Origin of the sequence: Arthrobacter sp. MPF02, assembly GCF_046605375.1 — a bacterium.
Classification (GTDB): domain Bacteria; phylum Actinomycetota; class Actinomycetes; order Actinomycetales; family Micrococcaceae; genus Arthrobacter.
In genome coordinates, this window is record NZ_CP176772.1 from 3,362,309 (window position 1) to 3,387,879 (window position 25,571).

The window sequence follows — 25,571 nt, forward strand, 5'->3', positions numbered from 1 at the left end:
CAGGAGAACACGCCCACGCCGGAGCCGGACACCGGATTGTTCACCTGGCGTTTGATTTGCAGTACGGCGTTCTCGTAATTTCCCGTTGCGCGGCGCAGTTTTGATAACGGTGTTCTCGAAACCCCAACATCCCCTGAAGGACACCATGCGCTACCGTTTCCTGCCTGCCCTCGGCATCCTTGGCACCGCGATCGCCTTGACCGGCTGCCAGGCATCCCCCATCGAACCTGCCGGCGCCGTTCAGGCCCCCATCACCATTGCCACCATTCCGCTCGGAGACGATCCCACGCAGGCGAACCCCATCGAGGCATTCGCCGGGCTGCTGGAGAAGGAAACCGGCCGCGACGTGGAGGTCACCGACGTGCCCGACTACCTCAGCGTGGTGGAAGCCATCCGCGGCGACCACGTGGACATCGGCATTATGAGCGGCTTCCCGTCCGCCCTGGCCGTGAACACCGGCGAGGTGGACTCGCTGATGGCCTGGGCCGGCAGCGACGATCCCGTTTCCACCTGCGTGGTGCTGGACAATTCGCCCGTCCAGCGGCTCGAAGACCTCCGCGGCAAGACCGTGGCCTTCGCAGACCAGGCTTCGAGTTCCGGCTACTTCATGCCGGTGTACATGCTGGACGAGGCCGGACTGAAGAAGGGCGAGGACTACGAGGCAATCTTCGCGGGCGGCCATGAGGGCAGCTTCGCCGCACTCAAGCAGGGGCAGGTGGACGCGGCCTGCACCGCGGTCATGCTCACCGAACTCGGCGCGCCCATGTTCCCGTTCGCCGAGGGCGAGTGGCGCGGCATCGGCGAAAGCCCTGCCATGGACGTAATGGGCAGCGTCCTTTCCCGCCAGTCCCTCGACGCCGAGACCCGCGCAGCGCTGCAGGACGCCCTTCCCAAGGTGTTTTCCGAGGAAAACGCGGAAGCACTCGGCGCCCTGGGCAAGGGCTTTATCGGCCTCGAGGAAATCATGGACCCCGATCCGGCCATCTTCGACTCCTTCGCCGAGATTGCTGCGGTTGCCGACGTGAAGCTTGAGGACCTGGGCTGATGACCGCCCCTGTTTCGTCCGCCGCACCGGATACCGGTCAAATGCGGCAGGCCCTCCCCTTGGTCTCGGTGCGCAACCTTGACGTCGCCTACGGTGCCCAGCCGGTCCTGTCCGGCGTGGACCTGGACGTGCGGCCCGGCGAGATGGTGGCCCTGCTCGGGGCGTCCGGGTCAGGCAAGTCGACGCTCATGAAAAGCCTCACAGGTTTCGCGCCCGTCACCGGCGGCACCGCCCGTGTGGCCGGCTACGACCTCACGAACCTCCGGCGGGGCGACCTGCGCAAGCTGCGTTCCGACGTCGGGCAGGTTTTCCAGCAGTTCAACCTCATTCCCCGCCTCAGCGTCCTTACCAACGTCCTCACCGGCGCCCTGCACGACGCCGGGCCGCTCAATCTCGCGGGGGGCTTCAGCAGCCGGCACCGCCGCCAGGCGATGGAGTACCTGGACCGCGTCGGCATCGCCCACAAGGCCAAGGAGCCCGCCCGTGCCCTCAGCGGCGGCCAGCAACAGCGCGTCGCCATCGCCCGGGCGCTGATGCAGCAGCCCCGCGTCATCCTTGCTGACGAACCCGTGGCCTCGCTGGATCCCAAGCTCGCCGGCTCAGTGCTGCAACTGATGCGCGAAATCGCCACCCGGGACGGCATTCCCGTCCTGGTGAGCCTGCATGTGCTGCCCCTTGCACTCGAGCACTGTGACCGCGTGGTGGGGCTGCGGCAGGGCCGGATGCTGGTCTCCGCACCGGTGTCCCGCCTTGATGCGGACAAACTTGCAGGACTCTACGACGAGGAAGGGACCTCCCGTGACCACCACTGACCCCAAACCGGCAACCGGCCCTGCCCCGGCAGGTCCTTCCGGGCAGCTGGACCACGCCGAACGGCTGCGGCTGGAACGCGCCTTTTCGGTACCCCGTGCCCGGTTCCTCGCCGGCATCCCGCTGGCGCTGATTGTGCTGGTCTGGTCCTTCCGGGGCGCCGAGTTCAACTTCGCCAAGCTCGGCGAAGGAACCGTGAACATGGGCGAGTTCCTGTCCCGGCTGTTCCCGCCCGACTTTTCGAAGTCCGGAACCATCGTTGCCCTGCTGGTGGAAACGCTGCAGATGGCGATCGTGGGAACCGTCCTCGGCGCCGTGCTGTCGCTGCTGGTCGCGTTCACCGCGGCGTCCAACATCGCCCCGCGCTGGCTCTACTACCCCGCCCGGTGGATCATGAACGTCATCCGCTCGGTCCCGGACCTGGTGTTCGCGCTGATGTTCGTCTCCGCCGTCGGACTCGGCCCGTTCGCCGGCATCCTCGCCATGACACTCGGATCCCTGGGGTCTATCGGGAAGATCTTTGCCGAGGCGATGGAGTCCGTGGACCGCGGCCCCATCGTCGCCATGCAGGCGGTGGGTGCCTCCAAACGCCAGGTGATCCAGTACGGCATCCTTCCCCAGGCCGCGCCGCTGCTGGTGTCCTACTCCCTGCTGCTGTTCGAAGGCAACGTCCGCGGCGCCACCATCCTTGGCCTGGTGGGAGCCGGCGGCATTGGACTTGAACTCACCACCGCCATGCGGATGTACGACTACGGACACCTCAGCGCCATCATCATCTGCATCATCGTGCTGGTCACGGTCATCGACCAAGGCAGCGCCCTCATCAGGAAGAAGATCACATGACAACCACCATCGACATCGAACTCAGCGCCCCGGTCAACCTCCGCGACCTCGGCGGCACTCCCATCGCGGGAGGCGTCCTGCGCGACGGACTCGCCCTGCGTGCCGATGACCTGTCAGTCATCACGGAGCGGGATGCAGGCATGCTGGTCGACGCCGGGCTGGCGGCGGTCATTGATCTCCGCACGCACGACGAGGCCGCGCTCACCGGCCGGGGTCCCCTCGCGGGGCACCCGGTGGCCTACCACCACCTGCCGCTCATGGAGAGCATCAGGGCGGGAATGTCCGACGGCGGCACGCGGGTGATCGAACACGTCGCCATGGGCGAGATGTACGCCCGGATGGTTGAAGGAGCGGCTGCCCAGCTCACCACCGCCCTCGGGATCATCGCCTTTGCGCCCGGCGCCACCGCCTTCCACTGCGCAGCGGGCAGGGACCGGACCGGAGTCCTCGCCGCAGTGCTGCTGCTGGCGCTTGGTTCCGAGGACGATGACATTGTGGCCGACTACGCCCGCACGCACGCCAACATGCCGGCCATCATGCAGCGCATGCGGCCAACCATGGGCGCGCTGATGGCCCGGCTCGGCTTCGACCTGGACGCCATGGCAGTGAGCTTCCCGGACCAGCCGATGGACATCTCCATGCACACCATGCTGGCCCGGCTGCGCGAACGCCATGGCGATGCGCTGGCGCCCCTGCGCGCGGCCGGCCTGGACGACGGGATCATGAACCGCCTGTGGGAAAGGGCTCTGGCATGACCACGGAGCTGCCAGGCACAGGGGCTCCGGAGCGCACTGCGCGCCGGGGCCCCGGCCGGCCCCGGAACGAAGGCCTCGACGGCCAGGTGCTGGCTGCGGCGCTGGAACTCATTGACGCCAAAGAGGAAGTAACCGCGGCACGGATTGTGGAACGCAGCGGGGTCAGCCGCGCGGCGCTCTACCGACGCTGGCCCTCACTGACGGCCCTGACCGCGGCGGCACTTGACGTGGGCCGTGAGATGCCTCCGGCAATTCCGGCCGGCGGCAACCTGCGGGAGGCCGTCATGGATGCCCTGCTCGGCGGCGCAACCGCCGGGTCCGGTCCGGTGGACTACCCCGAAGAGCGGTTCCGGCAACGCATCCGCCTGGCGATGAGCGACCGCAGCCTGCAGCGGATGTACTGGACCTCCCACGTTTCCCGGCGCCGCGCCCCGATAGTAAACGCCCTGCGGGCCGGCATCGAGGAGGGCGAGCTGCGGCCCGACCTTGACCCGGACGCCTGCTTCGACCTGATTGCCGGGGTCTTCTATTACCAGCTCGTGGTGCGCGGCGAAAGCTTCGACGGTCCGGCCACCAGGGGACGGTGCCGGGCGGCCCTGGACGTGGCGTGGCAGGGCATGGTGGCGGTAACGCCGCCGTAACGGCCCCTTTCCTAGCCTGCCGACGTAACCCGGAAATTCCCTTTCAGGACCAACCAAGGCCAGGGAGAATTATGGAATCGGCTGCCGAAGACCTGCTACACCGCATCGCTGACGGCTTCGTCTGTGCCACTGAGGGCCGCGGGCACGCGACCCCCGGGGGACGCCCGCCCAGCGAGATAGTTGTCGATGCCACGGAGGGATTCGTCCCGCTGTGGCACGCCGGAACCATCCTGAAATGGCGCTTCCAGGAGCGCTCCTTCGCGCTGGCCCCCAACCCGGAACAGAGCAAGCAGGAAGTAGGCGGCCTGATGGGTGAATCGCTGCTGCGGTGGGGTTCAGCCGCGCCGGTGAGGTTTACCCGCGACGACGACCTGTGGGATTTCGAGATCGTCCTGCGGAACGCGCCGGACTGCACTCCTGCGGGCTGCGTCCTGGCCAGTGCATTTTTCCCCGACGGCGGCCGGCACCAGCTGACCATCTACCCCACCATGTTCCAGCAGGTCCGCGAAGAACAGATTGAGACGATGATTCACGAGTTCGGGCACGTCTTCGGCCTGCGGCACTTCTTCGCCAACGTCCGTGAAACGGCCTGGCCGTCGGAGATCTTCGGCACCCACGAACCGTTCACCATCATGAACTACGGGTCGATGAGCAAACTCACGGACGCGGACCTGGGCGACCTGAAGGAACTGTACCGCCTGGCATGGAGCGGCCACCTGACCAATATCAACGGCACGCCGATCCGCCTGGTCCATCCCTACAGCTACAGCGGTTCATTCGTCCTGGATGGCGCGGGAGCAGTTCCGTCCGCCCTGCAGCCCGTTGCGCGGTCAACCAGCGGCTAGGGTTTCTTCCACCATTTGCCGGGCCAGTCCTCGTCGATGGCCCATAGCGCCAAGAGCAGCGCGTCTACGGTCATAAGTCCTGCGATCAGATACGCCCACCCGGTATACCAATGCACTGCAATCTCCTGACTGTCTCCCCCAGCCACTCGATTGCTCCTAAGTGTCGCACCTAAACCGCTGCGGCGGAACGGCCCGCATCCACAGACCTGAACAGCGCCTCCAGCCGGTTGTGGGCCTCGGTCTCCAGCTTCAGCCGGCGCGTCAGCCTTTCAACCTGGTCTGACATCGCCGCGCCCACCGGCAGCCGGTCGCCCGGCCAGCTGGAAACCTCCCGCGATTCGGCAAGTGCCGCGGCCAGCGCCTTTGCCGCGGCCCGCACCTTCCGCGAATGGAGGTACAGGCGCAGCAGCGCCCTGCCCTTGTCGGCGATATTTTCCATGTGGCTGCCCCGCTTTCCCGCAAGCCTTCCGCTTCAGGCAGGGTCGCCGTCGACCTTTCCACTGCCCCGGAAGCTGTTCCCGTTTCGAGTGTCCCGAACCTTCCTCAACGTCCGGGCAAGCAGGAGCCAAGATTGACGCAAGATCCTGCCAGGCCCTGGCGCGGCCCCTGTGACATGCCCCCTTGCGGTTAATGGGGTAGAAGTAGAGCTATGGTCTCAACCTCCGAAAGCCGACGTGCCGTTGTCATCGAGGACGACCCTGACATCCGGGGGCTGCTGGTGCGTGTCCTGCAGAAGCAGGGCTTCGAGGTTTCCCCGGTGGGCGCGGGACTGCCCGGGGTGGAGGAAGTCCGCCGCCTCCAGCCGGACCTGGTGACCCTGGACCTGAACCTGCCGGACCTGGACGGCCTGGAGGTCTGCAAGCTGCTCCGGAAATTCTCGGATGCCTTCATCATCATGCTGACCGCCCGCGCCGATGAACTGGACAAGCTGACCGGCCTGGACAACGGCGCCGATGAATACATCAGCAAGCCCTTCAGCCCCCGCGAGCTCCAGTCCCGCATCAATGCCCTGTTCCGCCGGCGGCCCAACCCTGCCGCGGAGACCGCGGTCCGGAACGAGCTGCAGCGGGCCACCGAGGTCCAGCAAAGCCTGCTGCCCAAGGAGGACATCCGGGTGGAGGGCTACGACGTGGCCGGGCTGTTCCGCCCCTCCCGCAGCGTGGGCGGCGACTTCTACGACTGGTACCAGACCGCGGACGGGCTGCACCTCACCTTCGCCGATGCGATGGGCAAGGGCATGGGCGCCGCCCTGATCGCCGCCACGGTCCGCGCCGTCATGCGCTCCACCGGCCACCGGCAAGACCTTGACGCCGCCTTCGCCTCCGCCAGCAAGGCCATCGCCACGGACCTGGATTCCTCCAACTCCTTTGTCACTCTGTTCCACGCCCGCCTCAACGCGGCGTCCGGCAAGGTGAGCTATGTCGACGCCGGACACGGCCTTGCGCTGCACGTCCAGGCAGGCGGGACAGCTGACCGCCTCCCTTCCGCAGGTCCGCCCATCGGCGCCTGGCCGGGAATGGAATGGCCGCAGTCCGCCCTGGAACTTGCGCCCGGCGACTCCCTGGTAGTGGTGAGCGACGGTGTCCTGGACGTGTTCGATGAGGTGGAGGACTTCACGGAAGCCGTCCTGGCCGCCACCCGGGCGAACGAGTCCGCGCAGGCCGCCAGCAGCGCCATCCTGGCCCTTGCCCCCGCGGAAACAGCGGAAGATGACGTCACAGTGGTTGTGGTCCGCAGGCTGCCCGAGGTGGTCACCGCGTGACCCGCTTCTGGACCCGCCTGGTGGTGGTGCTGACCGTCATCACCGGCGTCAACTACATCACGTGGCGCTGGCTGGCATCCCTCAACTGGGAAGCCTGGTGGATCGCCCTGCCGCTGGTGATCGCCGAAACCTACAGCCTCATCGACGTCATGCTCTTCGGCATGACCGTCTGGCGGCTCAAGATCCGAAAGGGCGCCCCGCCACCACCGCCGGACGCCACCGTGGACGTCTTCATCACCACCTACAACGAAGACATGGACATGGTGATGACCACCGCGCTGGCGGCCCAGAAAATCCGGCATCCGCACAGCACGTGGATCCTGGACGACGGCAACCGGCCGGAGCTCAAGGCGCTGGCGGAAAAACACGGGCTGGGCTACGTCACCCGCAGCGGCGACTGGACCCCGGACCTTCCCCGGCACGCCAAGGCAGGCAACCTCAACAACGCGCTCATGCAGACGCACGGCGAGTTCCTCCTGATCCTGGACGCGGACCAGATCCCGGAGCCGGACATCCTCGAAAAGACGCTTGGCTACTTCAACAACCGCCGGGTTGCCCTGGTACAGACGCCCCAGTACTTCAGCAACGTCCCCGGCGACGATCCGCTCGGCAGCCAGGCACCGCTTTTCTACGGCCCCATCCAGCAGGGCAAGGACGGCTGGAACGCCGCATTCTTCTGCGGCTCCAACGCCATCCTGCGCCGCGAGGCCCTGATGCAGCTGGGCCTGGTGGGCTACGTCAAGGAAACAGAAAAGGGCATCCGCCGCGCCCTGGCCGCCTCGCAGGCAGCCATCAGGAAGGCGCGGAAGTCCGCGGACATGGACACCCCGCTGGTGGCGGAAGTGCTGGACGAGGTGGAAGCAGCCACCCGCGATGCCCAGAAGGAACTCGAGGCCGGCGAGCCGCTCAGCGAGATCACATACCGTGTCCGCCGCCGCGTCGATGCCGCCGTACAGACCCTGGTCCAGGCCGACGTCGAGGCCCTGCAGGCCGACCTGGAGGAGATTGCCGCCATGGAACTCGCCCATGTGGGCGAGGCCGGCGTGCCCGTGGTTGCCGATGACGCCGTGCAGCGTATGTCGCGCCGCGACTGGTCTCCCCTGGGTGCCCTGGAATCCGTGCAGGCCGTCCTGGACGCACTCTCGGTCGAGCGCAACGACGAAGCCCAGCCCGTGATGCCGCTGGCCACCATCTCCGTCACCGAGGACATGGCCACCGCCATGCGGATGCACGCCATGGGCTGGCAGAGCGTCTACCACCACGAGATCCTCGCCTACGGCCTGGCACCGGAGGACCTTAAGACCATGCTCACCCAGCGCCTCCGCTGGGCGCAGGGCACCATCCAGGTGCTGCTCCGCGAAAACCCCCTGGTGCAAAAGGGCCTGAAGATCGGCCAGCGGCTGATGTACTTCGCAACCATGTGGACCTACCTCAGCGGGTATGCGGCCGTCATCTACTTCGCCGCCCCCATCATCTACCTGCTGCTGGGCATCCTGCCGGTCACCAGCCTGAGCTGGGACTTCTTTATCCGGTTCATCCCGTTCATGGTGGTCAACCAGATCCTGTTCGCCGTCGCCGGCCGGGGCATCCCCACGTGGCGCGGGCAGCAGTACAGCCTGGCGCTGTTCCCCACCTGGATCAAGGCGTGTTCGACGGCGGCCAAGAACGTTTGGTTCGGGCGTCCCCTCGGGTTCGCCGTCACGCCTAAGGCCCGCCAGAGCGGCGGACCCAGCTGGAGCCTGATCCGGCCCCAAATCGTGGTGTCCGTGCTGCTGGCCGTGGCCGCCGTCGTCGGAATCATCCGCCTGGCCACCGGCCTGGCCGAACGCCTCGGCACCCTGGTGAACGTCGCCTGGGTCATCTTCGACCTGGTGGTCATGAGCATCCTGGTCCGCGCAGTGCTCTACAAGGGTTACGTCCCGGCGTCAGATACCGCAGCTACAGAAAAGGAGTCCTGATGGAATTCAGTTACGAAGTGCGAGATTCGTATGCGGAGGTCAAGGCGGAAGGGCGGCTCAACATGGTCTCCGCGCCCAAGCTGCGCGAGTTCGTCACCGACGTTATCGCCGGCGGTTCCAACCGGATCGTGGTCAACCTGGAAAAGACCGCGTTCATGGACTCCTCCGGGCTGGGCGCGCTCATCGGCTGCCTGAAGGCCGCACGCCAGGCCGGCGGCGACCTGCGGATCGCCGCCGTCCAGCCGCAGGTCAAGATGGTCCTGCAGCTGACCAGCATGGACAAGGTCCTCACGGCCTACGATTCGGCGGAAGAGGCTTTCAGCAATGACTGACGTCCTTGCCTCACGCAGCTTCCGGGGACCGGCCGCCGAAGACGCGATCGAAGCCATCCACAACGATCTGGACAGCCTGTGGCTGGACGTCCCGTTCGTGCAGGACCTGGACCAGATGACTTTTACGACGGCGGTCATCGAGTCAGCGTCGAACATCGTCCAGCACGCGGAGCCGGCTGGCGGGGAGCCTGTGGAGCTGGGCGTGGACATCACCGTCCAGCCCACGCTGCTGCAGGCCCGCGTCAGCGCGTACAACGCCAAGCCGCCGTTCGGTCCCATGGAGCCGATGGATCCGGGTGAAGAAGCCGAATCGGGACGCGGACTGGCACTGATCGAAGCGCTGGTCACCACCGTCACGTTCGAACGGCAGGACGGAACCAACACCTGGGTCCTGTCCCGCACCTCGTCCCAGGATTAAACGGCCCTGGCCGGTGGTTGAGTTGTTCGAAACCCGGTTTCGACAGGGAATCTCCGGCTCATCCTCCGCAAGCTCCAGGTAACCCCGGATGGTGGTGAGGGGTGCCCTTAGGTCGTGGCTGATCGGGTGTCGGGACTTCCGCCTGGTCCTTCCGTGATGATATCGGGGTGTGCTGTGTTCTCTTGACACCATTCGCTGTCTGGCTTTAGATATTACGTATGCTGAAATAACAGTTCCATGATGCGGAAGCTTTCTGGTTGCGTTGTTCGCTGGAGAGTGCCGGGCTGTCCGGCGTCCGCATAGCCGTCACCATGGATGCCAGCATTTGCCACAAGGAACAAGCGCATGAAGCTTGCCGAATTTAACGCCGCGAACCATGCTGAAGCCGCGGACACACTCCGGCCGTGCATTGACGTGACCCGGTGGGTGGATGCAGTTGCGGCGGCCCGTCCGTTCGCGAGCAAGGAGGACCTTCTCGCGTTCGCGTCCGCCGCCGCCGAGCCCTTCACCCCGGACGAGGTTGAGGCTGCCATGGCCCACCATCCAAGGATCGGGGAACGCCCGACGGCGGCCACCGCCGAGGCGTCCATGTCCCGGTCCGAGCAGGCCGGGGTTGACCCTGCGGATGCCGCGGCCGCAGAAGCGCTCGCCAAAGGAAACCGGGAATACGAGGAGAAGTTTGGCCGCGTTTTCCTCATCCGCGCCGCCGGACGCACCGCCCCGGAGATCCTGCAGTCCCTGAACGAGCGGCTCACCAACTCCCCCGCGCAGGAAGACGCCATCGTGGCGCGGCAGCTGCGTGAAATTGCCGTACTGCGACTGGAAGGACTGATCACCGAATGAGCATCTCCCACGTCACCACCCACATCCTCGACACAGGTGCCGGACGCCCGGCGGCGGGGGTCGCCGTCGTGCTTTCTAGGAACGACGGCGGCACCTGGCAGGAGCTGGCAGCTTCCACCACCGACGCGGACGGCAGGGCAAAGGACCTGGGCCCGGAACAGCTGGAACCCGGCCACTACAAGCTCAACTTCGCCACGGGAAAGTACTACGCCGGCCTGCAGACAGCCACTTTTTTCCCTGAAGTTGACCTGGTGTTCGAGGTGACCGGCAGCGAGCACTACCACGTTCCGCTCCTGCTGAGCCCCTTCGCGTACTCCACCTACCGCGGCAGCTGATCCCACACGTCGATTAAGGGTCAACCGTGTTAACGCAATGTCACGACGGTCACGTTTCCCGGCATAGGATCAGGAAGTATGGCTCCTAAAAATGAACCGGAACCCGATACCGACACCGAGGGTGGTCAGAGCGGCGGCGTGCAGTCGGTGGAACGCGCGTTGACGGTCCTGGAGATCCTGGCACGGGACGGCCACGCCGGCGTCAGTGAGATCGCCGAAGAGATGGGCATCCACAAATCAACGGTCTCACGACTGATGGGCTCGCTGGTGAGCCGGGACATGGTCCACCAGAACAGCGAGCGGGGAAAGTACCAGCTGGGTTTCGGCATCCTCCGGCTGGCGAGCTCCATTCCGGGGCGCCTGAGCCTGGTGCACGAAGCGCGGCCCGTTTTGGAGAGCCTTGCCGAGGAGTTCAAGGAAACCGTCAACCTCGCCGTCCTGCGGTCCAACTTCGCCGTGAATGTGGACCAGGCGATGGGACCTTCCACGCTTGCCACCTACGACTGGGTGGGAAGCCTCACTCCCCTGCATGCCACCTCGAGCGGCAAGATCCTGCTGGCCGCCCTGACCGCCGACGAACGTGACCGGATCCTGAAAGAGACCGGGCTGCCGGCCCGCACCTCCCGCACCATCACCAGCCGCAAGGAACTCGACCAGCACCTGCTGGAGGCGGCCGGCAAGGGCTACGCCGTGGTGCGCGAGGAGTTTGAGATTGGCCTCAACGCCGTCGCCGTGCCTGTCTTCAACCACCAGGGCACGGTGGTCGGCGCCCTCAGCATTTCCGGCCCGGCGTTCCGTTTCGACCCCGAACAGATACCCGGACTGGTGGAAACGCTCAAGGAAGCGGGCCTTCAGGTCAGCGCCAACATGGGGTACACGCGGCGCTGATCCGGTACTGATTCGGCCAACAGAAAAAGGGCACCCCGCCTGGTAATACCCGGCGGGATGCCCTTTTCGCGTTACGGGGTTGCCCCATGTATGTGTCAACGATTACAGCGGAACTGCCCAAAAACCTTGACTTTTGATTGTGGCGTAAGCCACTCTGTTGCTTAGCGCGAGATCTGTTGATTCTTGCGGAACACCTCCCCACTGGGGCTTTCGGGCCCGGATAAACGAATAAGACCTGACACAAAAGAGGTGCACCTTGCACAGAGCCTGCCTGCTCAGTGAACTTGCCCCGGGGGAGGCAGTACGGCTGGATAGAACTCCGCCATAGCCGTTTCCCATGCTAAAGATGCCGCGGTATTAGCTAGCGACGGCGTCGGCGGCACCACCAGGTCATCCCACCGGACGGAGCCCCTAACCTTCGCCCGGACTTACGCCTACCGGCCGTTACAACCCCCAAGCCCATGACAAGCCAAGCAAAGGACCCGCTCATGGCTCTAAACAGTGAAATAACATCCCCTAAATCCTCGGAGCCGCCCGCGGAGAACGATCCGCTGGAAGCTCCCGGGAAACCAGCAACAGGAAGCACCGACAAGGAGCTTTCCGCCGCCAACCCCTCCGGCCCGGCAGCGGCAACGCCGGAAGAAACCGGGACATCCGTCCCGCCGGAAACGGAAGAATACGAGCAGATCCTTGAGGAGCTGCGCCAAACCAAAACCGAACAGGCAGTCTCCGAACGCCGCAACCGGAAGCTCACCCTCGACAAGGCCACCTTCGGAATCACGGGCGCCATCGCCGTCGCCTTCGTGCTCTGGGGATTCCTGGGCAAGGACAGCCTCTCCGCTACATCTACAGCCGCCCTGGATTGGGTCATGGAGTACACGGGCTGGCTCTTTATGGTCCTGGCCTCCCTCTTCGTTGTCTTCGTCCTGTGGCTGGCCCTTGGCAAGTTCGGAAACATTCCCCTGGGCAAGGACGGGGAAAGGCCCGAGTTCCGCACCGTTTCCTGGATTGCGATGATGTTCGCAGCGGGCATGGGCATCGGCCTGATGTTCTACGGCGTGGCCGAACCGCTGTACCACTTCATCACTCCCCCGCCCGGGACCGTTGACGGCCGCACCCCGGCTGCGATCCAGACGGCTATGGCCACGTCCATCTTCCACTGGACCCTGCACCCCTGGGCCATGTACGCGGTGGTTGGCATTGCCATGGCCTACGGCACCTACCGGCTGGGCCGCAAGCAGCTGATCTCGGCCGCCTTTACGTCCCTGTTCGGCATCAGGACGGTGGAAGGACCGGTGGGGAAGTTCATCAACATCCTCGCCATCTTCGCCACCCTCTTCGGCACGGCCGCATCCCTCGGACTGGGTGCCCTGCAGATCGGCAGCGGCCTGACCTCCAACGGCTGGATGGGCGAAATCGGAACCCCGGTACTCGTTGCCATCGTCGCCATCCTCACGGCCTGCTTCGTGGCCTCGGCGGTGTCCGGCATCAGCCGCGGCATCCAGTGGCTGTCCAACATCAACATGGTCCTGGCCGTCATCCTGGCCCTGATCGTCTTCGTTGCAGGCCCCACGCTGTTCATCCTCAACCTCATCCCGGCCGCCGTCGGGGACTACGCCCGGGACCTGGCAACAATGTCCTCCCGGACCGAGGCCGTGGGTGACGAGGCGCTCCGGGCATGGATGTCCGGCTGGACCATCTTCTACTGGGCCTGGTGGATTTCCTGGACGCCCTTCGTTGGCATGTTCATCGCCCGCATCAGCCGCGGCCGCACCATCCGCCAGTTCGTCACCGGCGTCCTGCTGGTGCCGAGCATCGTCAGCGTGATCTGGTTCGGCATCTTCGGCGGCACGGCCTTCAACATCCAGCAGGAAGCCGACAAGGCTAACCAGCCGGGCCTGATGACCGTGACCGACGGAGTGGCCTCCATCGACTTCGACGGAGCCCTCTTCAACCTGGTCAAGAACCTTTCCATGCCGGCCTGGCTCACCGCGGCTGTCATCGTCCTGGCCATGGTGCTGGTGGCCATCTTCTTCATCACCGGCGCCGACTCGGCCTCCCTGGTGATGTCCTCGCTGAGCTCAAACGGTGCCTCCGAGCCCAAGCGCGGCCTGGTCATCTTCTGGGGCACCCTGACCGGAGCCGTGGCGGCTGTGATGCTGCTGGCGGGCGGCAACGAGCCCTCCGAGGCGTTGTCCGGCCTGCAACGGATCACTATCGTGGCGGCGCTCCCCTTCGTGGTGGTCATGCTGCTGCTGTGTTTCGCCCTGGCCAAGGACCTGCGGCGCGATCCGCTGTCCCTGCGCCGCCGCCTCGCCACCTCCGTGGTGGAGCGGGCCATCAAGACCGGCGTGGAGCAGCACCGCGGCGTCCAGTTCGACCTGGTCACCCGGCACGATTGCGGTGACAAGTGCCCGGACCCGGAGGGCTGCCACGGGGGCAGTACGGTGCAGGACACAGACCGCAAGTAACCGACAAACCGCAGTCAAGCAAAATCCGGCCCTGGTGGGAAACCCACCAGGGCCGGATTTTTGTTGTTCCCACAGGCGAGCCGATGGCTGGCTTACAGGCGGAAGTTACCGGTGCCAACAGAGCGGCGGCCCCACCTTCTGCAGGTGGGGCCGCCGCTGCTTTGAAAGAAAAGGGTCAGTTGATGGCGGCCTGGAGTTCCTTGGCGGCCAGGGCGGGGTCAGCAGCGCCGTAAATGGCGCCGCCTGCAACGGCGACGTCGGCACCGGCGGCCTGGACGGCTGCGATGGTGTTGGCGTTCACGCCGCCGGCAACGGAGAAGGGCACCTGTGCTTCTTCACCTGCCCGGAGGAGGCCGTTCAGGTCGAAGCCTGGCTTGGCCTGCTCGTCCAGGCCGGCATGCATCTCGACGAACTTCGCACCCAGGGCGCGGACTTCCTTGGCGCGGGTGGCCTTGTCCGCGATGCCGATCAGGTCCACCACGATGCCCTTATTGTGTGCCTTGGCCGCCTTGACGGCACCGGCGATCGTGGAATCGTCCGCGCTGCCCAGGACGGTCACCAGGTCGGCCCCGGCCTTGAAGGCGATGTCGGCTTCGAGTTCGCCGGCGTCCATGGTCTTCATGTCGGCGAAAACGAGCTTGTCCGGGTGGGCCTGCTTCACTGCGGTGATGGCGGAGAGGCCTTCGGCCTTGATCAGCGGGGTGCCCAGTTCGATGATGTCGACGTACTCAGCAACCTTGCCGGCAAGCTCGAGGGCGTCCGCGGTGGTCAGGAGGTCGATGGCTACCTGAAGTTTCAATGGTTCTGCTTTCTTGTTGTTAGGGGTTTTGTCCGGCGGGTCGCGGACGGATCTATTCGAGGTTGGCGTGCCGCAGCCACAGCTGTTCGGCGGTCACGTCAGCGGCGTCCCACAAGGACTGGAACAGGGATTCGGCCGCCACGAAGAGCACCTGCTCGAACAGGCTGCCCGAATACTGGCGGGATACACCGGAACCGTGGTCGGTCTTCTGCTGGGCAGGAACAACCACGACGGCGTCAGCCAGTCCTGCGAGCGGAGAACCAGGGTTTGCGGTAAAGGCAGCTATCCGTGCCTGTGCCTTGGCTGCGGTCTCTGCAGCCTTGACCACCCCGGAGGTTGTGCCGGAACCGGACGCCACCAGGAGCAGGTCGCCATCGCGGATCGCGGGGGTGGTGGTGTCCCCGGCCACATGGACATTCAAGCCGAGGTGCATGAGCCTCATGGCGGCCATCCTCAACACCAGGCCGCTGCGGCCGGCGCCGGCAACGAAGATCCGGTCAGCCCGTCCCAACAGCGCGGAAACGGCGGCCAACTGCTCTTCGTTGATGGCTTTGGCGGTGTTGGTGATCTCCTCCAGGACGAGGGCGACATTGCCGGCGACAGCTTCCGGGGTTACCTCCAAGCCGGGCTCGGTCATGACGGTCGAGTTCACTAATCCTCCTCTTGTGTGGGCCTTGCTCCATCGTCCTGCGCCTTTGGGGTAGGCAAAACGCCAATAACGGATGGTTCCAACTACCCTTTCCGGTAGTCGCTGCCCTGGCCGGTCGCTTAGGCTTGCTGCATGACCGGGTTCTCGACGTCGATAGCTCCTGCCCATTTGCCTGAACCGGCGCCGCCCTGGCCGCTCCTCAACGCCATAGCCCGGATTGCAGATGCGCCGCTCGGCAGGATCGCCGAGCGTTTGCGGGAGGCGGTCCTGCCGTTCGCGGGCGGGGACGCCCTGGTCATCTTCACCGAGGAATGCACTGGGCGGCCGCAGAAGAAGGCGGGGTCCGCGGAGGTGGTGGCCAAGGTGTCCATCGCGGAACTGCAGCACCTCAGGTCATCACTTGACGGGGAGGCCGCCTGGTCGGGAACAGCCCTGATAGCCGGCAGGGAACGCCGGGTGCTGGCCCTGACCTATCCGCCGAGCAACGCGCTCCTGGTCATCACCTGCCCGGACGGGGCAGCAGGCAGCGAAGCAGACTCCCTTGATATGGTCCGGTATCTGTGGGACCTCACCGCCCACCGCATCCAGGAGAAGGTTAACGATGCCGCTCCCTCCTACCTGGTGGAGTCCCGGGCAGCCTCGGCGGAGCGGCTGAGGGTTACCAGCGAGCTGGTGGACCTGCATTCCACCACACTCGAAACGCTCCTCGCGGCCGCGCGGTCCTCCGCCCTGGACGATGCTGCTGCACGGGCCTCCGTCACGGACGTGGCGGCAAGGGCCCTGGTTGAGCTCCGCACCCATAACGACAGGACAACGGACCTGATCGAGGAACCGGTGGCATCGGCCTTTGAGCGGCTGCGGGACGACCTGCGCCCGCTCACGAGATTCAGCGGGATCGAAGTGCAGTTCATCGAGCCGCCCCTGAACGGCAGGGCACTGCCCGGAGAGGTTGCCATAGCCGCCAGGGCCATTGTCCGGGGCTTGTTGCTGGCCATGATGGAACAACCGGAGGTCCGGCGCATCCGCACGCAGTGGGACTGCGACGGTGAGAATCTGCTCATCAACGTCAGGGACGACGGCAACGGCGGCCTGTCGACGGACGCTCCGGCCATGGGCAGGCTGCAGCGCCGGGTGCAGGCGCTTGCGGGTCGGATGGAGATTGACCTGATGCAGGGCTGGGGAGCTGATATCTCCGTTACCCTTCCCCTCGACGCGCCGGCCGCGCCCGGGGACGTTTCAGGCTGGAACCTCGCAAGCAGGGAACTGGAAGTACTTCAGCTGCTGGCAGCAGGACAGCGGAACCGCAACATTGCGGCTGCACTGAATATCAGTGAGAACACGGTGAAGTTCCACGTCCGGAACCTCTTCAGGAAGCTGCAGGTGGCGTCGCGGAGCGAAGCGATCGCCCTCGCCCACAGCCGGGGCCTTCGGTAAAGGCAGCGGCCGCGGCGGGGCTACACCCACACCTGGTAGCCGGTGCCCTTGTCGAAAAGGCGGCGGGTATCCGCCCCGGCGCCTGCGAGCCACAGGACAGAGTCGTCCTCCGCCGCCTGGTCAACAACGCCCGTGGCCACGTGCTCACCCCTGAGCCAGACTTCCACCGTATGACCGGGAAGTTTGGCCCAGTCGGGACGCAGCCCCACGCCGCTGCCCTTCTTGATGCGGTGGCCCGTCTTGTCGACGACGCCGGGATCCGCGGTGGATTCTTCTACGGTGGGTGCGCTTGGGCTCACATTATCCTCCGGTGGTGTGACGCGGGCGGACCCGCACGAAATACTGATATTTGGTTGATATATCAGATACGAAGGAAAGTATGGTCCACGTCACATCGAGTGTCAACGATGGTGCGGACCACCCCTGCCCTTAGGCGCTGAAAAGCGCCTCCCGCACGGCATGTTCAAAGCCGCTAACGTGGACCCTTGCCAGGTCGGCGGCTTTGTCCTCATCGCCGTCGATAATCGCCCGCAGCAGGTTCACGTGTTCGTGCACGTGCAGGGACAGATCCGGCAGCCGGTCCATCACCATGCACCATATGCGGGTGGCCAGGTTGTCATAACGGATCAGGATGTCTTCCAAGTGCGGGTTGCCGGCAGCTGCATACATTCCCTGGTGGACCCGGGCATCCAGCTGCAGCGTCTCGACGACCGAGGCCGCCTGCACGTCGAACGCCTGCACTTCGTCGAGTACGTCCTGCAGGTGTGCCCTTACCGCTTCGGAAGCCACGCGCGCGGCACGGGCGGCAGCAAGGGGTTCCAGTTGCGCGCGGATTTCCGAGATGTAGGAGAGGTCGGTGACGTCCACACGCGTGGCGAAAGTGCCCCTGCGCGGATAGGTGACCACCAGCCGGTCCAGCTCCAGGCGCTTCAGGGCCTCCCGGATAGGGGTGCGGCCGACTCCGAGCGCCTTGGCCAGGGCGTCATCGTTCAAGAGTTCCCCGGGCTTGATGTCGAGCATCAACAGCCTGTCCCGGATGCTTTCGTAGGCCACATCCGCGAGCGACTTCCTGCCGGTATCTTCCGAGACTGCCAAAGTTTCGAACGCCACCGCAGAACCTCTTTCTTTGAACCCGGAAAAACTGTTGACCTCACTCAGGGACCAGTATACGCTGATCAACAAGCTAATATATCAGTCCGATGTTCAGGAATATATCTAAAGGAGGAGGGCGACATGACCCTTGTGGAAACCGCAGCATCGACCGCCACACTGCCGAAGCTCGATGAGGAGCAGCAGCAGACCCAGAAATTCGTGCTCACCCTGTCATGCGGCGAGCGCGCCGGCATTGTCCAGGCCGTCACAACGTTCTTGTTCGACCGCGGCTTCAACATCGACGAGCACCAGCAGTTCGATGACAGCCTTCGTGAGACGCTGCACCTGCGCACCGCGTTCTCCGGCTCCCCGGCCTACACCCCGGACATGCTCGAGGAAGAGTTCCGTCCGATCGCCGACCGTTTCGACATGAAGTTCAGCTTCCACGACCAGACCCAACAGCGGGTCCTGGTGATGGTGTCCAAGTTCGGGCACTGCCTCAACGACCTCATCTTCCGCTGGCGCGGCGGCAGCCTGGGCGGCGAACTGGTGCTGGTGGTTTCCAACCACGAAACCCACCGCGCCATGGCCGAGGCCGCCGGCCTGCCGTTCATCCACATTCCCGTCACCCCGGACACCAAGGCCGACGCCGAGCGCCGCTTGCTGGAGCTCGTGGAGGAATACGACGTCGACCTCGTCGTGCTGGCACGCTACATGCAGGTCCTGTCCGACGACCTGTGCCGCGCCCTGGAAGGCCGCGCCATCAACATCCACCACTCCTTCCTCCCCGGCTTCAAGGGTGCCAAGCCCTACCACCAGGCACACGCACGGGGCGTCAAGCTGATTGGTGCCACTGCCCACTACGTCACCGCCGACCTGGACGAGGGACCGATCATCGAGCAGGAAGTCATCCGCGTGGACCACAGCTACGGCCCCAGCACCCTGGCCACCGTTGGCCAGGATGCCGAAGCCCTTGCCCTGTCCCGCGCCGTCCGGTGGCACTGCCAGCACCGGGTCCTGCTGGACGAGACCAGCACCGTGGTTTTCCGCTAGCCGGCACCGCGCAACCAGCAGAACAACAACAAGATTCAGCAGGAGAACCACATGGAATCGACGCCACGCATTGTCATCATCGGAGCCGGCATCGTCGGAACCAACCTGGCCGACGAACTCGTCACCAGGGGCTGGAACAACATCACGGTTTTGGACCAGGGCCCACTCAACATGCCGGGTGGATCCACGTCCCACGCCCCCGGCCTGGTCTTCCAGACCAACCCCTCCAAGTCCATGGCACTTTTCGCCAAGTACACGGTGGAAAAGCTGCTGTCCCTGACCGAGGACGGCGTCAGCTGCTTCAACCAGGTAGGCGGACTGGAAGTTGCCACCACGGAAACCCGCCTCACCGACCTGAAGCGCAAGCTCGGTTACGCAGCCTCCTGGGGCATTGAGGGCTCCATCCTCTCCCCTGCCGAATGCAAGGAGCTGTACCCGCTCCTGAACGAGGAGGAGATCCTGGGCGGCCTGCACGTCCCGAGCGACGGCCTTGCCAGCGCCGCCCGCGCAGTGCAGCTGCTGATCAAGCGCACCGAAGCCGCCGGCGTGAAGTACATCGGCAACACCGAAGTCACCGGCATTGAGCAGTCCGGCCGCCGCGTTACGGGCGTCCAGACGCCCGACGGCGTGATCCCGGCTGAAATCGTGATCTCCTGCGCCGGATTCTGGGGCGCAAAGGTCGGCGAGCTGATCGGCATGTCCGTACCGCTCCTGCCGCTGGCACACCAGTACGTAAAGACCACCCCGGTCCCGGCGCAGCAGGGCAAGAACGAGCTTCCCAATGGCGCTCAGCTGCCCATCCTCCGCCACCAGGACCAGGACCTTTACTACCGCGAGCACGGCGACCGCTACGGCATCGGCTCCTACGCCCACAAGCCCATGCCCGTGGACCTGGACGAACTCGGCACCTTCAAGCCGAACGAGATCAGCGAGCACAACATGCCGTCCCGCCTGGACTTCACCGTCGAGGACTTCCTCCCGGCATGGGAAGCCACCAAGCAGCTGCTGCCCGCCCTGCGCGAGAGCGAAATCGAGGACGGCTTCAACGGCATCTTCTCCTTTACCCCCGACGGCGGCTCCCTGGTGGGCGAGTCCAAGGAACTGGACGGCTTCTTCGTGGCCGAAGCCGTGTGGGTGACCCACTCCGCCGGCATCGCCCGCGCCGTGGCCGAACTGCTCACCACCGGCAAGTCCTCCATCGACCTGGGCGACTGCGACATCCACCGCTTCGAGGACGTACAGCTCACCCCGGAGTACGTCAGCGAGACCTCCCAGCAGAACTTCGTGGAGATCTACGACGTCCTGCACCCGCTCCAGCCCAAGCTGTCTCCGCGCAATTTGCGGGTCAGCCCGTTCCATGCCCGGCACAAGGAGTTGGGCGGGTACTTCCTGGAGGGCGGCGGCTGGGAACGCCCCTACTGGTTCGAGGCCAACGCCGAGCTGCTCAAGGAAATGCCCGCAGAGTGGCAGCCGAAGGCACGCGACGCCTGGTCCGGCATGTTCAGCTCACCCATCGCGGCCGCTGAAGCATGGAAGACCCGCACTGCCGTCGCCATGTACGACATGACTCCGCTCAAGCGCCTGGAAATCTCCGGCCCGGGCGCCCTCAAGCTCCTGCAGGAGCTCACCACGGCGGACCTGGACAAGAAGCCCGGCGCGGTCACGTACACCCTCCTGCTGGACCACGCCGGCGGCATCCGAAGCGACATCACTGTGGCGCGCCTGAGCGAGGACACCTTCCAGCTGGGCGCCAACGGCAACATCGACACCGCCTACTTCGAGCGCGCCGCCCGCCACCAGACGGAAAGCGGAAGCGCCAGCGACTGGGTCCAGGTGCGCGACACCACCGGCGGCACCTGCTGCATCGGTCTCTGGGGCCCCCTTGCCCGTGAAGTGGTCGGCGCAGTCAGCAGCGACGACTTCTCCAACGACGGCTTGAAATACTTCCGGTCCAAGCAGGTCGTCATCGGCGGCGTCCCGGTCACCGCCATGCGGCTGTCCTACGTCGGTGAGCTCGGCTGGGAACTGTACACCAGCGCCGACAACGGCCAGCGCCTCTGGGATGCCCTGTGGAAGGCCGGCCAGCCCCACGGCATCATCGCCGCAGGCCGCGCGGCATTCAGCTCGCTCCGCCTCGAAAAGGGCTACCGCTCCTGGGGCACCGACATGACCACGGAGCACGATCCCTTCGAGGCAGGCCTCGGCTTCGCCGTCAAGATGGCCAAGGACAACTTCGTCGGCAAGGCTGCCCTGGAAGGTCGCACCGAGGAAAACTCGGCACGCCGCCTGCGCTGCCTGACGGTCGACGACGGCCGCAGCATCGTGCTGGGCAAGGAACCGGTGTACTACAAGGACGCGGTTGCGGGTTACGTCACCAGCGCGGCCTACGGCTACACCGTGGCAACTCCCATCGCCTACGCGTACCTGCCGAGCACGGTGTCAATCGGCGACTCGGTCGAAATCGAATACTTCGGCCGCCGCATCCCGGCGACCGTGACCGAGGACCCGCTGTACGACCCCAAGATGACCCGGCTCCGCGGCTAAAGGCCAGGCCGGTGCCGGTGCACCGGCCATCTGCAAGGGCGGCGGCCCGGACTCATCCCTCGCAACCGAGTCCGGGCCGCCGCCCTTTATCCGGCCATCAAAGCTTCCAGCCAGGAACGGACACATGATCAGTTCAGAGACAATCAACAGCTACCTCACCCGGCTCGCCTCCCGGCAGCCCACTCCCGGCGGCGGGGCCGCAGCTGCCCTGCACGCCGCACAGGGCGCGGCCCTGGTGGCCATGGTTGCCCGCTACACCACCGGCAGCAAATACGAGCAGCACGCCGCGCTGGTGCAGCGGATCACCGAAGCCGCCGACCAGCTCACAACAGATGCACTTCGCCTTGCCGACGCCGACGAAGATGCCTTCCAGGCCGTCATCGACGCCTACAAGCTCCCGTCCGACAGCCCGGAGCTGAAAGCCGCAAAGACGGCAGCTGTCCAGGAAGCCCTCATCCAGGCGGCGCAGACCCCCGCCCGGCTCATCAGTGTGGCCGGTGGAGTGGTCGACCTCGCCACCGAACTCTTCGACGTTGCCAACGCGAACGTCATCAGCGACGTCGCAGCCGCCGCCGACGCCGCCCGCGCAGCCGCAACCACCGCACGGGTGAACATCGACATCAACGTTGTGGCCATCAAGGACCAGGCTGCGCGTTCATCGCTTGCGCGGCAGACCGACGGCCTTGAGGACAAAGTGGTCCTGGCAGCAGACAACCTCGTCTTCCGTGTACGCGAAAGGATCCTCAGTTGAGCACAGTAACCCTTTCAGGAAAACCCCTCGCGGCTGTCATCCGGCAACGGGTCCAGGATGAAGTCCGGAACCTCGAGCAGGACGGCGTGCGCCCCGCCCTCGCCGTTGTCATTGCAACCGACGATGAATCCACCCACTGGTATGTCCGCTCCATCGAGCGGGCAGCAGAAAGCGCCGGAGTCGGCTGCCGGATCGTGGACCTCGGCCATGACGCGACGGAACAGGTCCTGGCCAGTGTCCTCCGCGACTTGAGTGCGGAACCATCGGTCAGCGGCATCATCCTGCAGACACCGCTGCCCGCGGGGGTCCGGGCCGATGCGCTGGTGGGCCTGATTGCGCCGGAGAAGGACATCGACGGGGCAAACCCCCTGAGCCTTGGCCGCCTTGCCGTGGGTCAGCCGGCCTTTGCGCCCGCCACCGCGCGCTCCGTCGTCGAAATCCTGGACCACTACTCGGTCCCGGTCGCGGGACGTGACGTGGTGGTTGTTGGCCGCTCCGCCGTCGTCGGAAAGCCGCTGTCCCTGTTGTTGCTGGAACGGGACGCCGCCGTCACGGTCTGCCATTCCCGGTCCGGCCCGCTGGAGCGGCACACCAAGGACGCGGACGTCGTGGTGGTGGCTGCCGGCAGGACAGGCCTGCTTGGCGGCAGCCATGTCTCCGCCAAGGCAACGGTGGTCGACGTCGGCACGAATGTGCTGCCCGACGGCTCGCTGGTAGGGGACGTGGATGCGGCAAGCGTTGATGGTGTGGCTGCCGCTTTGACCCCGGTCCCCGGCGGCGTCGGTTCGGTGACCACCGCGCTGCTGCTGCTTCACACAGTGGAAGCGGCGCGGAAGCAGTCTCCAGCCCTCCTTCTTGAAAATGCCTAGACACAGCTTCCACTTTTCGCCTAATATGCAACTGATATATTTTTGATACGGCGATAGATATTCAACCCCCGTTGCCCGAGACTGGTGCTTCGATGGCCTGAAACCTGGGGAGGTATTCCTCATCGAAGCACCGCTCCCGGGCAACGGGGGCAGGCGGCAAAAGCCCCAAACCAGAAGCCCCGGCACCGTTGCCGGGGCGTTCCACTTGTATGTAGGGGGCACCAATGACCGCCAGTGACACAGTCGCCGCTCCTGCCTCCCGGAAACCGGCGGGACTGCACTCGGTTTCCTGGGCCGAGGCCAGGCAACTGGCATTCGGGTGCGCCGCGCCCCTGCCGTCCGTCTCCGTCCCCCTTCGGGAGGCTGCCGGACGCACCCTGGTCCGCCCGGTAACCGCGCTGCAGGACCTGCCGCACTATGTCTCCGCCGCGATGGACGGCTGGTCCGTCAACGGCGCCGGGCCATGGCAATTGGTGCCGGCTGGCCTGCCCCTCTCGCCGGGACAGGCCAGCACCATCGCCACAGGTGCCCTGGTGCCCGCAGGCGCCGACGCCGTCCTGCGGAAGGAAAGCGGACACATCACTGACGGTTCCGAAGGGAAACCGGTTTTGGCGCTCCGCCCGGATGCAAAGCCCGGCGAGCCGCGGCGGGGCCAGCACATCCGCCCCGCCGGGACCGAGGCGCTGGAAGGCGAAGTACTGATTCCCGCCGGCACCGTCCTCAACCCCGCGCACACCGCCCTGGCTGCTGTGGCAGGCCTGGATGAACTCGAAGTGAAGGCCAAGCCGGTGGTTGCCGTCGTCCTGACCGGTTCGGAAGTGGTGACGCAGGGTATTCCTGCTCCCGGCCAGGTCCGGGACACCTTCGGACCCCAACTGGATACCGTAATCACCCAGCTGGACGGCATCCCCGGCATAACCCGCAGGATCGGCGATTCCTTTGACGGCTGGACCACGGCCCTCCAGGAGACGTCCGCGGATTCCACTTCCCCCGCCGACGTGGTGATCACCACCGGCGGAACCGGAAAATCCGGAACGGACCACTTCCGCGCGGCCGTGGCAGCGCTCGGCGGGCGCCTGCTCCTGGACGGCATTGCCATGCGTCCCGGCCACCCCGCCGTCCTGGCCGAACTCGCCGACGGCCGGTTCGTCGTCGGACTGCCGGGCAATCCCCTGGCAGCCATGATGGCGCTGAGCACTCTCGGCGCGCCCCTGCTGGCGGCCCTCGCCGGCGCACCCCTGCAGGAAGTGGAGCAGGTTCTTTCCGGCAGTGACGTCGAGGCAGACAGCGGCTTCAGCGAGGGCAGGGGCCGGACGCGCCTTATTCCCTGCCGGTTCCTGTCCGGGCTGGTGTTCCCGGTTTCCCACACTGCTCCCGGCATGATGCGCGGCCTCGCCTGGGCGGACGGCGTGATGGCTGTACCTCCCGGCGGAGTTGACGCAGGCGAACCGGTTCCGGTGCTCCCCCTTCCCTGGACGCAGGCACCCGCACCCACGTATTCCACGAGCAGCCAAGGACGGAACACCCCATGGCACGCATGACCCAGCGCCGCAAAATCCACCGCTTCCACCTGGACGGATCCGGCGCCGAGTATCCCGTCCGCCACAAGGAAGACGTTATTGCCGCCGAGGAGCCGCTCGAGATCCGGCTTGGAGGGCGTTCCTTCGCCGTTACCATGCGGACCCCCGGGGATGACTTCGACCTCGTGGCGGGATTCCTCGTTTCGGAAGGCATCATCCGCCACCAGTCCGAGCTCACGTCCCTGCGCTTCTGCGCCGGCGCCGACCAGGAGCAGACCCTGAATGTGGTGGACGCCCAGCTCCGGCCCGACGTCCCGCTCCCGGACACCATGCGGCACGTCTACACCTCCAGCTCCTGCGGCATCTGCGGAACGGAGTCGATCGAGGCGGTCCGCAAGACCCTGCACTACAACCCCGGCCAGGACGGGGTGCGGATACCCGTGGACGTCCTGGCCGGGCTGCCCGAACGGCTGCGCGAAGCCCAGGCGGTGTTCGACAAGACCGGCGGTGTCCACGCTGCCGGCCTGTTCCGCGTACAGGACGGCGAGCCCGAGCTGCTGTGCCTTCGCGAGGACGTGGGCCGGCACAATGCCGTTGACAAGGTGGTGGGCTGGGCGCTGCGGCAGGGACTGCTGCCGTTGACCGGTACCGTCCTCCAGGTGTCCGGCAGGGCATCCTTCGAGCTGGTCCAGAAGGCGGCACTGGCCGGTATTCCCGTCCTCTCCGCGGTCAGCGCGCCCTCAAGCCTGGCAGTGGACCTTGCCGCCGAGACGGGGCTGACCCTGGCGGGGTTCAGCAGGGGCCACAGCCTTAACGTCTACGCGGGCCGGGAGCGGCTTGAACGTCCCCGCACAGTGGCCCGCGACGAGGAGTTTGCTCAGCTGTGAGCGTGCTCCCCCTTCCTTCTTCCCCTT

General features: G+C 65.8%; 26 protein-coding genes and 1 pseudogene. 21 read left to right on the forward strand and 6 right to left on the reverse strand.

Annotation, left to right across the window (positions count from 1 at the left end):
- Positions 1-145 precede the first annotated feature (145 nt).
- The 6 genes from phnD to ACLH0K_RS15965 all read left to right on the forward strand — a co-directional run bounded on the left by phnD (position 146) and on the right by ACLH0K_RS15965 (position 4,939).
- Positions 146-1,045, forward strand: a complete 900-nt coding sequence (phnD, locus tag ACLH0K_RS15940) for a phosphate/phosphite/phosphonate ABC transporter substrate-binding protein (RefSeq protein ID WP_411374516.1) — start codon at positions 146-148, stop codon at positions 1,043-1,045.
- Positions 1,045-1,857 (forward strand): phosphonate ABC transporter ATP-binding protein, encoded by an 813-nt coding sequence (locus tag ACLH0K_RS15945; protein WP_411374517.1) that lies wholly within the window; start codon positions 1,045-1,047, stop codon positions 1,855-1,857. Before phnD ends, ACLH0K_RS15945 begins: the two co-directional genes overlap by 1 nt.
- Positions 1,844-2,698: a phosphonate ABC transporter, permease protein PhnE gene (gene phnE, locus ACLH0K_RS15950; protein ID WP_411374518.1), complete on the forward strand. Its 855-nt coding sequence runs from the start codon at positions 1,844-1,846 to the stop codon at positions 2,696-2,698. Before ACLH0K_RS15945 ends, phnE begins: the two co-directional genes overlap by 14 nt.
- Entirely contained in the window at positions 2,695-3,453 is a 759-nt protein-coding gene (locus tag ACLH0K_RS15955) for a tyrosine-protein phosphatase (protein ID WP_411374519.1), read from the forward strand. The genes phnE and ACLH0K_RS15955 overlap by 4 nt, the downstream gene beginning before the upstream one ends.
- Positions 3,450-4,094 carry a TetR/AcrR family transcriptional regulator gene (locus tag ACLH0K_RS15960; RefSeq protein ID WP_411374520.1) on the forward strand — a complete coding sequence of 215 codons (645 nt, stop codon included), beginning with the start codon at positions 3,450-3,452 and terminating at the stop codon, positions 4,092-4,094. The genes ACLH0K_RS15955 and ACLH0K_RS15960 overlap by 4 nt, the downstream gene beginning before the upstream one ends.
- A gap of 71 nt (positions 4,095-4,165) precedes the next feature.
- On the forward strand, positions 4,166-4,939 hold the full coding sequence (locus ACLH0K_RS15965) for a matrix metalloproteinase-11 (RefSeq protein ID WP_411374521.1): 774 nt from the start codon (positions 4,166-4,168) through the stop codon (positions 4,937-4,939).
- A 169-nt stretch (positions 4,940-5,108) separates the two neighbouring features.
- Here ACLH0K_RS15965 and ACLH0K_RS15970 read toward each other — a convergent pair whose 3' ends face one another.
- Complete coding sequence (locus ACLH0K_RS15970) at positions 5,109-5,378, reverse strand: hypothetical protein (protein ID WP_411374522.1); 270 nt, start codon at positions 5,376-5,378, stop codon at positions 5,109-5,111.
- A 210-nt stretch (positions 5,379-5,588) separates the two neighbouring features.
- On the opposite strand from ACLH0K_RS15970, the gene ACLH0K_RS15975 reads away from it, so the two are divergent.
- Genes ACLH0K_RS15975 through ACLH0K_RS15990 form a run of 4 tightly spaced genes read left to right on the forward strand, consistent with a single transcriptional unit; the run spans position 5,589 to position 9,409 of the window.
- Positions 5,589-6,701 (forward strand): PP2C family protein-serine/threonine phosphatase, encoded by a 1,113-nt coding sequence (locus ACLH0K_RS15975; RefSeq protein WP_411374523.1) that lies wholly within the window; start codon positions 5,589-5,591, stop codon positions 6,699-6,701.
- Positions 6,698-8,659, forward strand: a complete 1,962-nt coding sequence (locus ACLH0K_RS15980) for a glycosyltransferase family 2 protein (RefSeq protein ID WP_411374524.1) — start codon at positions 6,698-6,700, stop codon at positions 8,657-8,659. Before ACLH0K_RS15975 ends, ACLH0K_RS15980 begins: the two co-directional genes overlap by 4 nt.
- Positions 8,659-8,991 carry an STAS domain-containing protein gene (locus tag ACLH0K_RS15985; protein WP_411374525.1) on the forward strand — a complete coding sequence of 111 codons (333 nt, stop codon included), beginning with the start codon at positions 8,659-8,661 and terminating at the stop codon, positions 8,989-8,991. The genes ACLH0K_RS15980 and ACLH0K_RS15985 overlap by 1 nt, the downstream gene beginning before the upstream one ends.
- Positions 8,984-9,409: an ATP-binding protein gene (locus ACLH0K_RS15990; RefSeq protein ID WP_411374526.1), complete on the forward strand. Its 426-nt coding sequence runs from the start codon at positions 8,984-8,986 to the stop codon at positions 9,407-9,409. The genes ACLH0K_RS15985 and ACLH0K_RS15990 overlap by 8 nt, the downstream gene beginning before the upstream one ends.
- Before the next feature lie 84 nt (positions 9,410-9,493).
- Here the strand turns inward: ACLH0K_RS15990 and ACLH0K_RS15995 are convergent.
- A pseudogene (locus ACLH0K_RS15995) lies at positions 9,494-9,601 on the reverse strand (hypothetical protein); the annotation flags it as partial.
- Positions 9,602-9,754: 153 nt separating this feature from the next.
- Here ACLH0K_RS15995 and uraD point away from each other — a divergent pair.
- The 4 genes from uraD to ACLH0K_RS16015 all read left to right on the forward strand — a co-directional run bounded on the left by uraD (position 9,755) and on the right by ACLH0K_RS16015 (position 13,946).
- Positions 9,755-10,252 carry a 2-oxo-4-hydroxy-4-carboxy-5-ureidoimidazoline decarboxylase gene (gene uraD / locus ACLH0K_RS16000; RefSeq protein WP_411374527.1) on the forward strand — a complete coding sequence of 166 codons (498 nt, stop codon included), beginning with the start codon at positions 9,755-9,757 and terminating at the stop codon, positions 10,250-10,252.
- Positions 10,249-10,587, forward strand: coding sequence for a hydroxyisourate hydrolase (gene uraH, locus ACLH0K_RS16005; protein WP_411374528.1), 339 nt, complete (start codon positions 10,249-10,251; stop codon positions 10,585-10,587). Before uraD ends, uraH begins: the two co-directional genes overlap by 4 nt.
- Positions 10,588-10,665: 78 nt before the next feature.
- The gene (locus ACLH0K_RS16010) at positions 10,666-11,475 is read left to right on the forward strand and encodes an IclR family transcriptional regulator (protein WP_411374529.1); all 810 of its coding nucleotides are present in this window, start codon (positions 10,666-10,668) and stop codon (positions 11,473-11,475) included.
- A 488-nt stretch (positions 11,476-11,963) separates the two neighbouring features.
- Positions 11,964-13,946: a BCCT family transporter gene (locus ACLH0K_RS16015; RefSeq protein WP_411374530.1), complete on the forward strand. Its 1,983-nt coding sequence runs from the start codon at positions 11,964-11,966 to the stop codon at positions 13,944-13,946.
- 175 nt (positions 13,947-14,121) lie between these two features.
- On the opposite strand, the gene hxlA is transcribed toward ACLH0K_RS16015, so the two are convergent.
- Together hxlA and hxlB are read right to left on the reverse strand one after the other, a co-directional pair.
- Positions 14,122-14,745: a 3-hexulose-6-phosphate synthase gene (gene hxlA / locus ACLH0K_RS16020; RefSeq protein ID WP_411374531.1), complete on the reverse strand. Its 624-nt coding sequence runs from the start codon at positions 14,743-14,745 to the stop codon at positions 14,122-14,124.
- Positions 14,746-14,797: 52 nt separating this feature from the next.
- Complete coding sequence (gene hxlB / locus ACLH0K_RS16025; RefSeq protein ID WP_411376500.1) at positions 14,798-15,382, reverse strand: 6-phospho-3-hexuloisomerase; 585 nt, start codon at positions 15,380-15,382, stop codon at positions 14,798-14,800.
- Positions 15,383-15,526: 144 nt separating this feature from the next.
- Between hxlB and ACLH0K_RS16030 the strand changes: the two genes are divergently transcribed.
- Positions 15,527-16,828, forward strand: coding sequence for a LuxR C-terminal-related transcriptional regulator (locus tag ACLH0K_RS16030; RefSeq protein ID WP_411374532.1), 1,302 nt, complete (start codon positions 15,527-15,529; stop codon positions 16,826-16,828).
- A 20-nt stretch (positions 16,829-16,848) separates the two neighbouring features.
- On the opposite strand, the gene ACLH0K_RS16035 is transcribed toward ACLH0K_RS16030, so the two are convergent.
- Positions 16,849-17,127: a hypothetical protein gene (locus tag ACLH0K_RS16035; protein WP_411374533.1), complete on the reverse strand. Its 279-nt coding sequence runs from the start codon at positions 17,125-17,127 to the stop codon at positions 16,849-16,851.
- 130 nt (positions 17,128-17,257) lie between these two features.
- The gene (locus ACLH0K_RS16040) at positions 17,258-17,938 is read right to left on the reverse strand and encodes a GntR family transcriptional regulator (RefSeq protein WP_411374534.1); all 681 of its coding nucleotides are present in this window, start codon (positions 17,936-17,938) and stop codon (positions 17,258-17,260) included.
- A gap of 123 nt (positions 17,939-18,061) precedes the next feature.
- On the opposite strand from ACLH0K_RS16040, the gene purU reads away from it, so the two are divergent.
- The 6 genes from purU (at position 18,062) to fdhD (ending at position 25,544) form a co-directional block, all read left to right on the forward strand.
- Positions 18,062-18,973: a formyltetrahydrofolate deformylase gene (gene purU / locus ACLH0K_RS16045; RefSeq protein WP_411374535.1), complete on the forward strand. Its 912-nt coding sequence runs from the start codon at positions 18,062-18,064 to the stop codon at positions 18,971-18,973.
- A gap of 51 nt (positions 18,974-19,024) precedes the next feature.
- Positions 19,025-21,517, forward strand: coding sequence for a GcvT family protein (locus tag ACLH0K_RS16050; RefSeq protein ID WP_411374536.1), 2,493 nt, complete (start codon positions 19,025-19,027; stop codon positions 21,515-21,517).
- Positions 21,518-21,641: 124 nt separating this feature from the next.
- The gene (locus tag ACLH0K_RS16055) at positions 21,642-22,268 is read left to right on the forward strand and encodes a cyclodeaminase/cyclohydrolase family protein (RefSeq protein WP_411374537.1); all 627 of its coding nucleotides are present in this window, start codon (positions 21,642-21,644) and stop codon (positions 22,266-22,268) included.
- Positions 22,265-23,137: a bifunctional 5,10-methylenetetrahydrofolate dehydrogenase/5,10-methenyltetrahydrofolate cyclohydrolase gene (locus ACLH0K_RS16060; RefSeq protein ID WP_411374538.1), complete on the forward strand. Its 873-nt coding sequence runs from the start codon at positions 22,265-22,267 to the stop codon at positions 23,135-23,137. Before ACLH0K_RS16055 ends, ACLH0K_RS16060 begins: the two co-directional genes overlap by 4 nt.
- Before the next feature lie 224 nt (positions 23,138-23,361).
- On the forward strand, positions 23,362-24,678 hold the full coding sequence (locus ACLH0K_RS16065) for a molybdopterin molybdotransferase MoeA (RefSeq protein ID WP_411374539.1): 1,317 nt from the start codon (positions 23,362-23,364) through the stop codon (positions 24,676-24,678).
- Positions 24,666-25,544: a formate dehydrogenase accessory sulfurtransferase FdhD gene (fdhD, locus tag ACLH0K_RS16070; protein WP_411374540.1), complete on the forward strand. Its 879-nt coding sequence runs from the start codon at positions 24,666-24,668 to the stop codon at positions 25,542-25,544. The genes ACLH0K_RS16065 and fdhD overlap by 13 nt, the downstream gene beginning before the upstream one ends.
- Positions 25,545-25,571: the final 27 nt, after the last annotated feature.

What these genes read in the sequence shown, in the direction of transcription:
- phnD (WP_411374516.1), top strand. Translation starts at nt 146, where the DNA reads ATGCGCTACCGTTTCCTGCCTGCCCTCGGCATCCTTGGCACCGCGATC.
- ACLH0K_RS15945 (WP_411374517.1), top strand. Translation starts at nt 1,045, where the DNA reads ATGACCGCCCCTGTTTCGTCCGCCGCACCGGATACCGGTCAAATGCGG.
- ACLH0K_RS15955 (WP_411374519.1), top strand. Translation starts at nt 2,695, where the DNA reads ATGACAACCACCATCGACATCGAACTCAGCGCCCCGGTCAACCTCCGC.
- ACLH0K_RS15960 (WP_411374520.1), top strand. Translation starts at nt 3,450, where the DNA reads ATGACCACGGAGCTGCCAGGCACAGGGGCTCCGGAGCGCACTGCGCGC.
- ACLH0K_RS15965 (WP_411374521.1), top strand. Translation starts at nt 4,166, where the DNA reads ATGGAATCGGCTGCCGAAGACCTGCTACACCGCATCGCTGACGGCTTC.
- ACLH0K_RS15970 (WP_411374522.1), bottom strand. Translation starts at nt 5,378, where the DNA reads ATGGAAAATATCGCCGACAAGGGCAGGGCGCTGCTGCGCCTGTACCTC.
- ACLH0K_RS15975 (WP_411374523.1), top strand. Translation starts at nt 5,589, where the DNA reads ATGGTCTCAACCTCCGAAAGCCGACGTGCCGTTGTCATCGAGGACGAC.
- ACLH0K_RS15985 (WP_411374525.1), top strand. Translation starts at nt 8,659, where the DNA reads ATGGAATTCAGTTACGAAGTGCGAGATTCGTATGCGGAGGTCAAGGCG.
- ACLH0K_RS15990 (WP_411374526.1), top strand. Translation starts at nt 8,984, where the DNA reads ATGACTGACGTCCTTGCCTCACGCAGCTTCCGGGGACCGGCCGCCGAA.
- uraD (WP_411374527.1), top strand. Translation starts at nt 9,755, where the DNA reads ATGAAGCTTGCCGAATTTAACGCCGCGAACCATGCTGAAGCCGCGGAC.
- uraH (WP_411374528.1), top strand. Translation starts at nt 10,249, where the DNA reads ATGAGCATCTCCCACGTCACCACCCACATCCTCGACACAGGTGCCGGA.
- ACLH0K_RS16010 (WP_411374529.1), top strand. Translation starts at nt 10,666, where the DNA reads ATGGCTCCTAAAAATGAACCGGAACCCGATACCGACACCGAGGGTGGT.
- ACLH0K_RS16015 (WP_411374530.1), top strand. Translation starts at nt 11,964, where the DNA reads ATGGCTCTAAACAGTGAAATAACATCCCCTAAATCCTCGGAGCCGCCC.
- hxlB (WP_411376500.1), bottom strand. Translation starts at nt 15,382, where the DNA reads ATGACCGAGCCCGGCTTGGAGGTAACCCCGGAAGCTGTCGCCGGCAAT.
- ACLH0K_RS16030 (WP_411374532.1), top strand. Translation starts at nt 15,527, where the DNA reads ATGACCGGGTTCTCGACGTCGATAGCTCCTGCCCATTTGCCTGAACCG.
- purU (WP_411374535.1), top strand. Translation starts at nt 18,062, where the DNA reads ATGACCCTTGTGGAAACCGCAGCATCGACCGCCACACTGCCGAAGCTC.
- ACLH0K_RS16050 (WP_411374536.1), top strand. Translation starts at nt 19,025, where the DNA reads ATGGAATCGACGCCACGCATTGTCATCATCGGAGCCGGCATCGTCGGA.
- ACLH0K_RS16055 (WP_411374537.1), top strand. Translation starts at nt 21,642, where the DNA reads ATGATCAGTTCAGAGACAATCAACAGCTACCTCACCCGGCTCGCCTCC.
- ACLH0K_RS16065 (WP_411374539.1), top strand. Translation starts at nt 23,362, where the DNA reads ATGACCGCCAGTGACACAGTCGCCGCTCCTGCCTCCCGGAAACCGGCG.
- fdhD (WP_411374540.1), top strand. Translation starts at nt 24,666, where the DNA reads ATGGCACGCATGACCCAGCGCCGCAAAATCCACCGCTTCCACCTGGAC.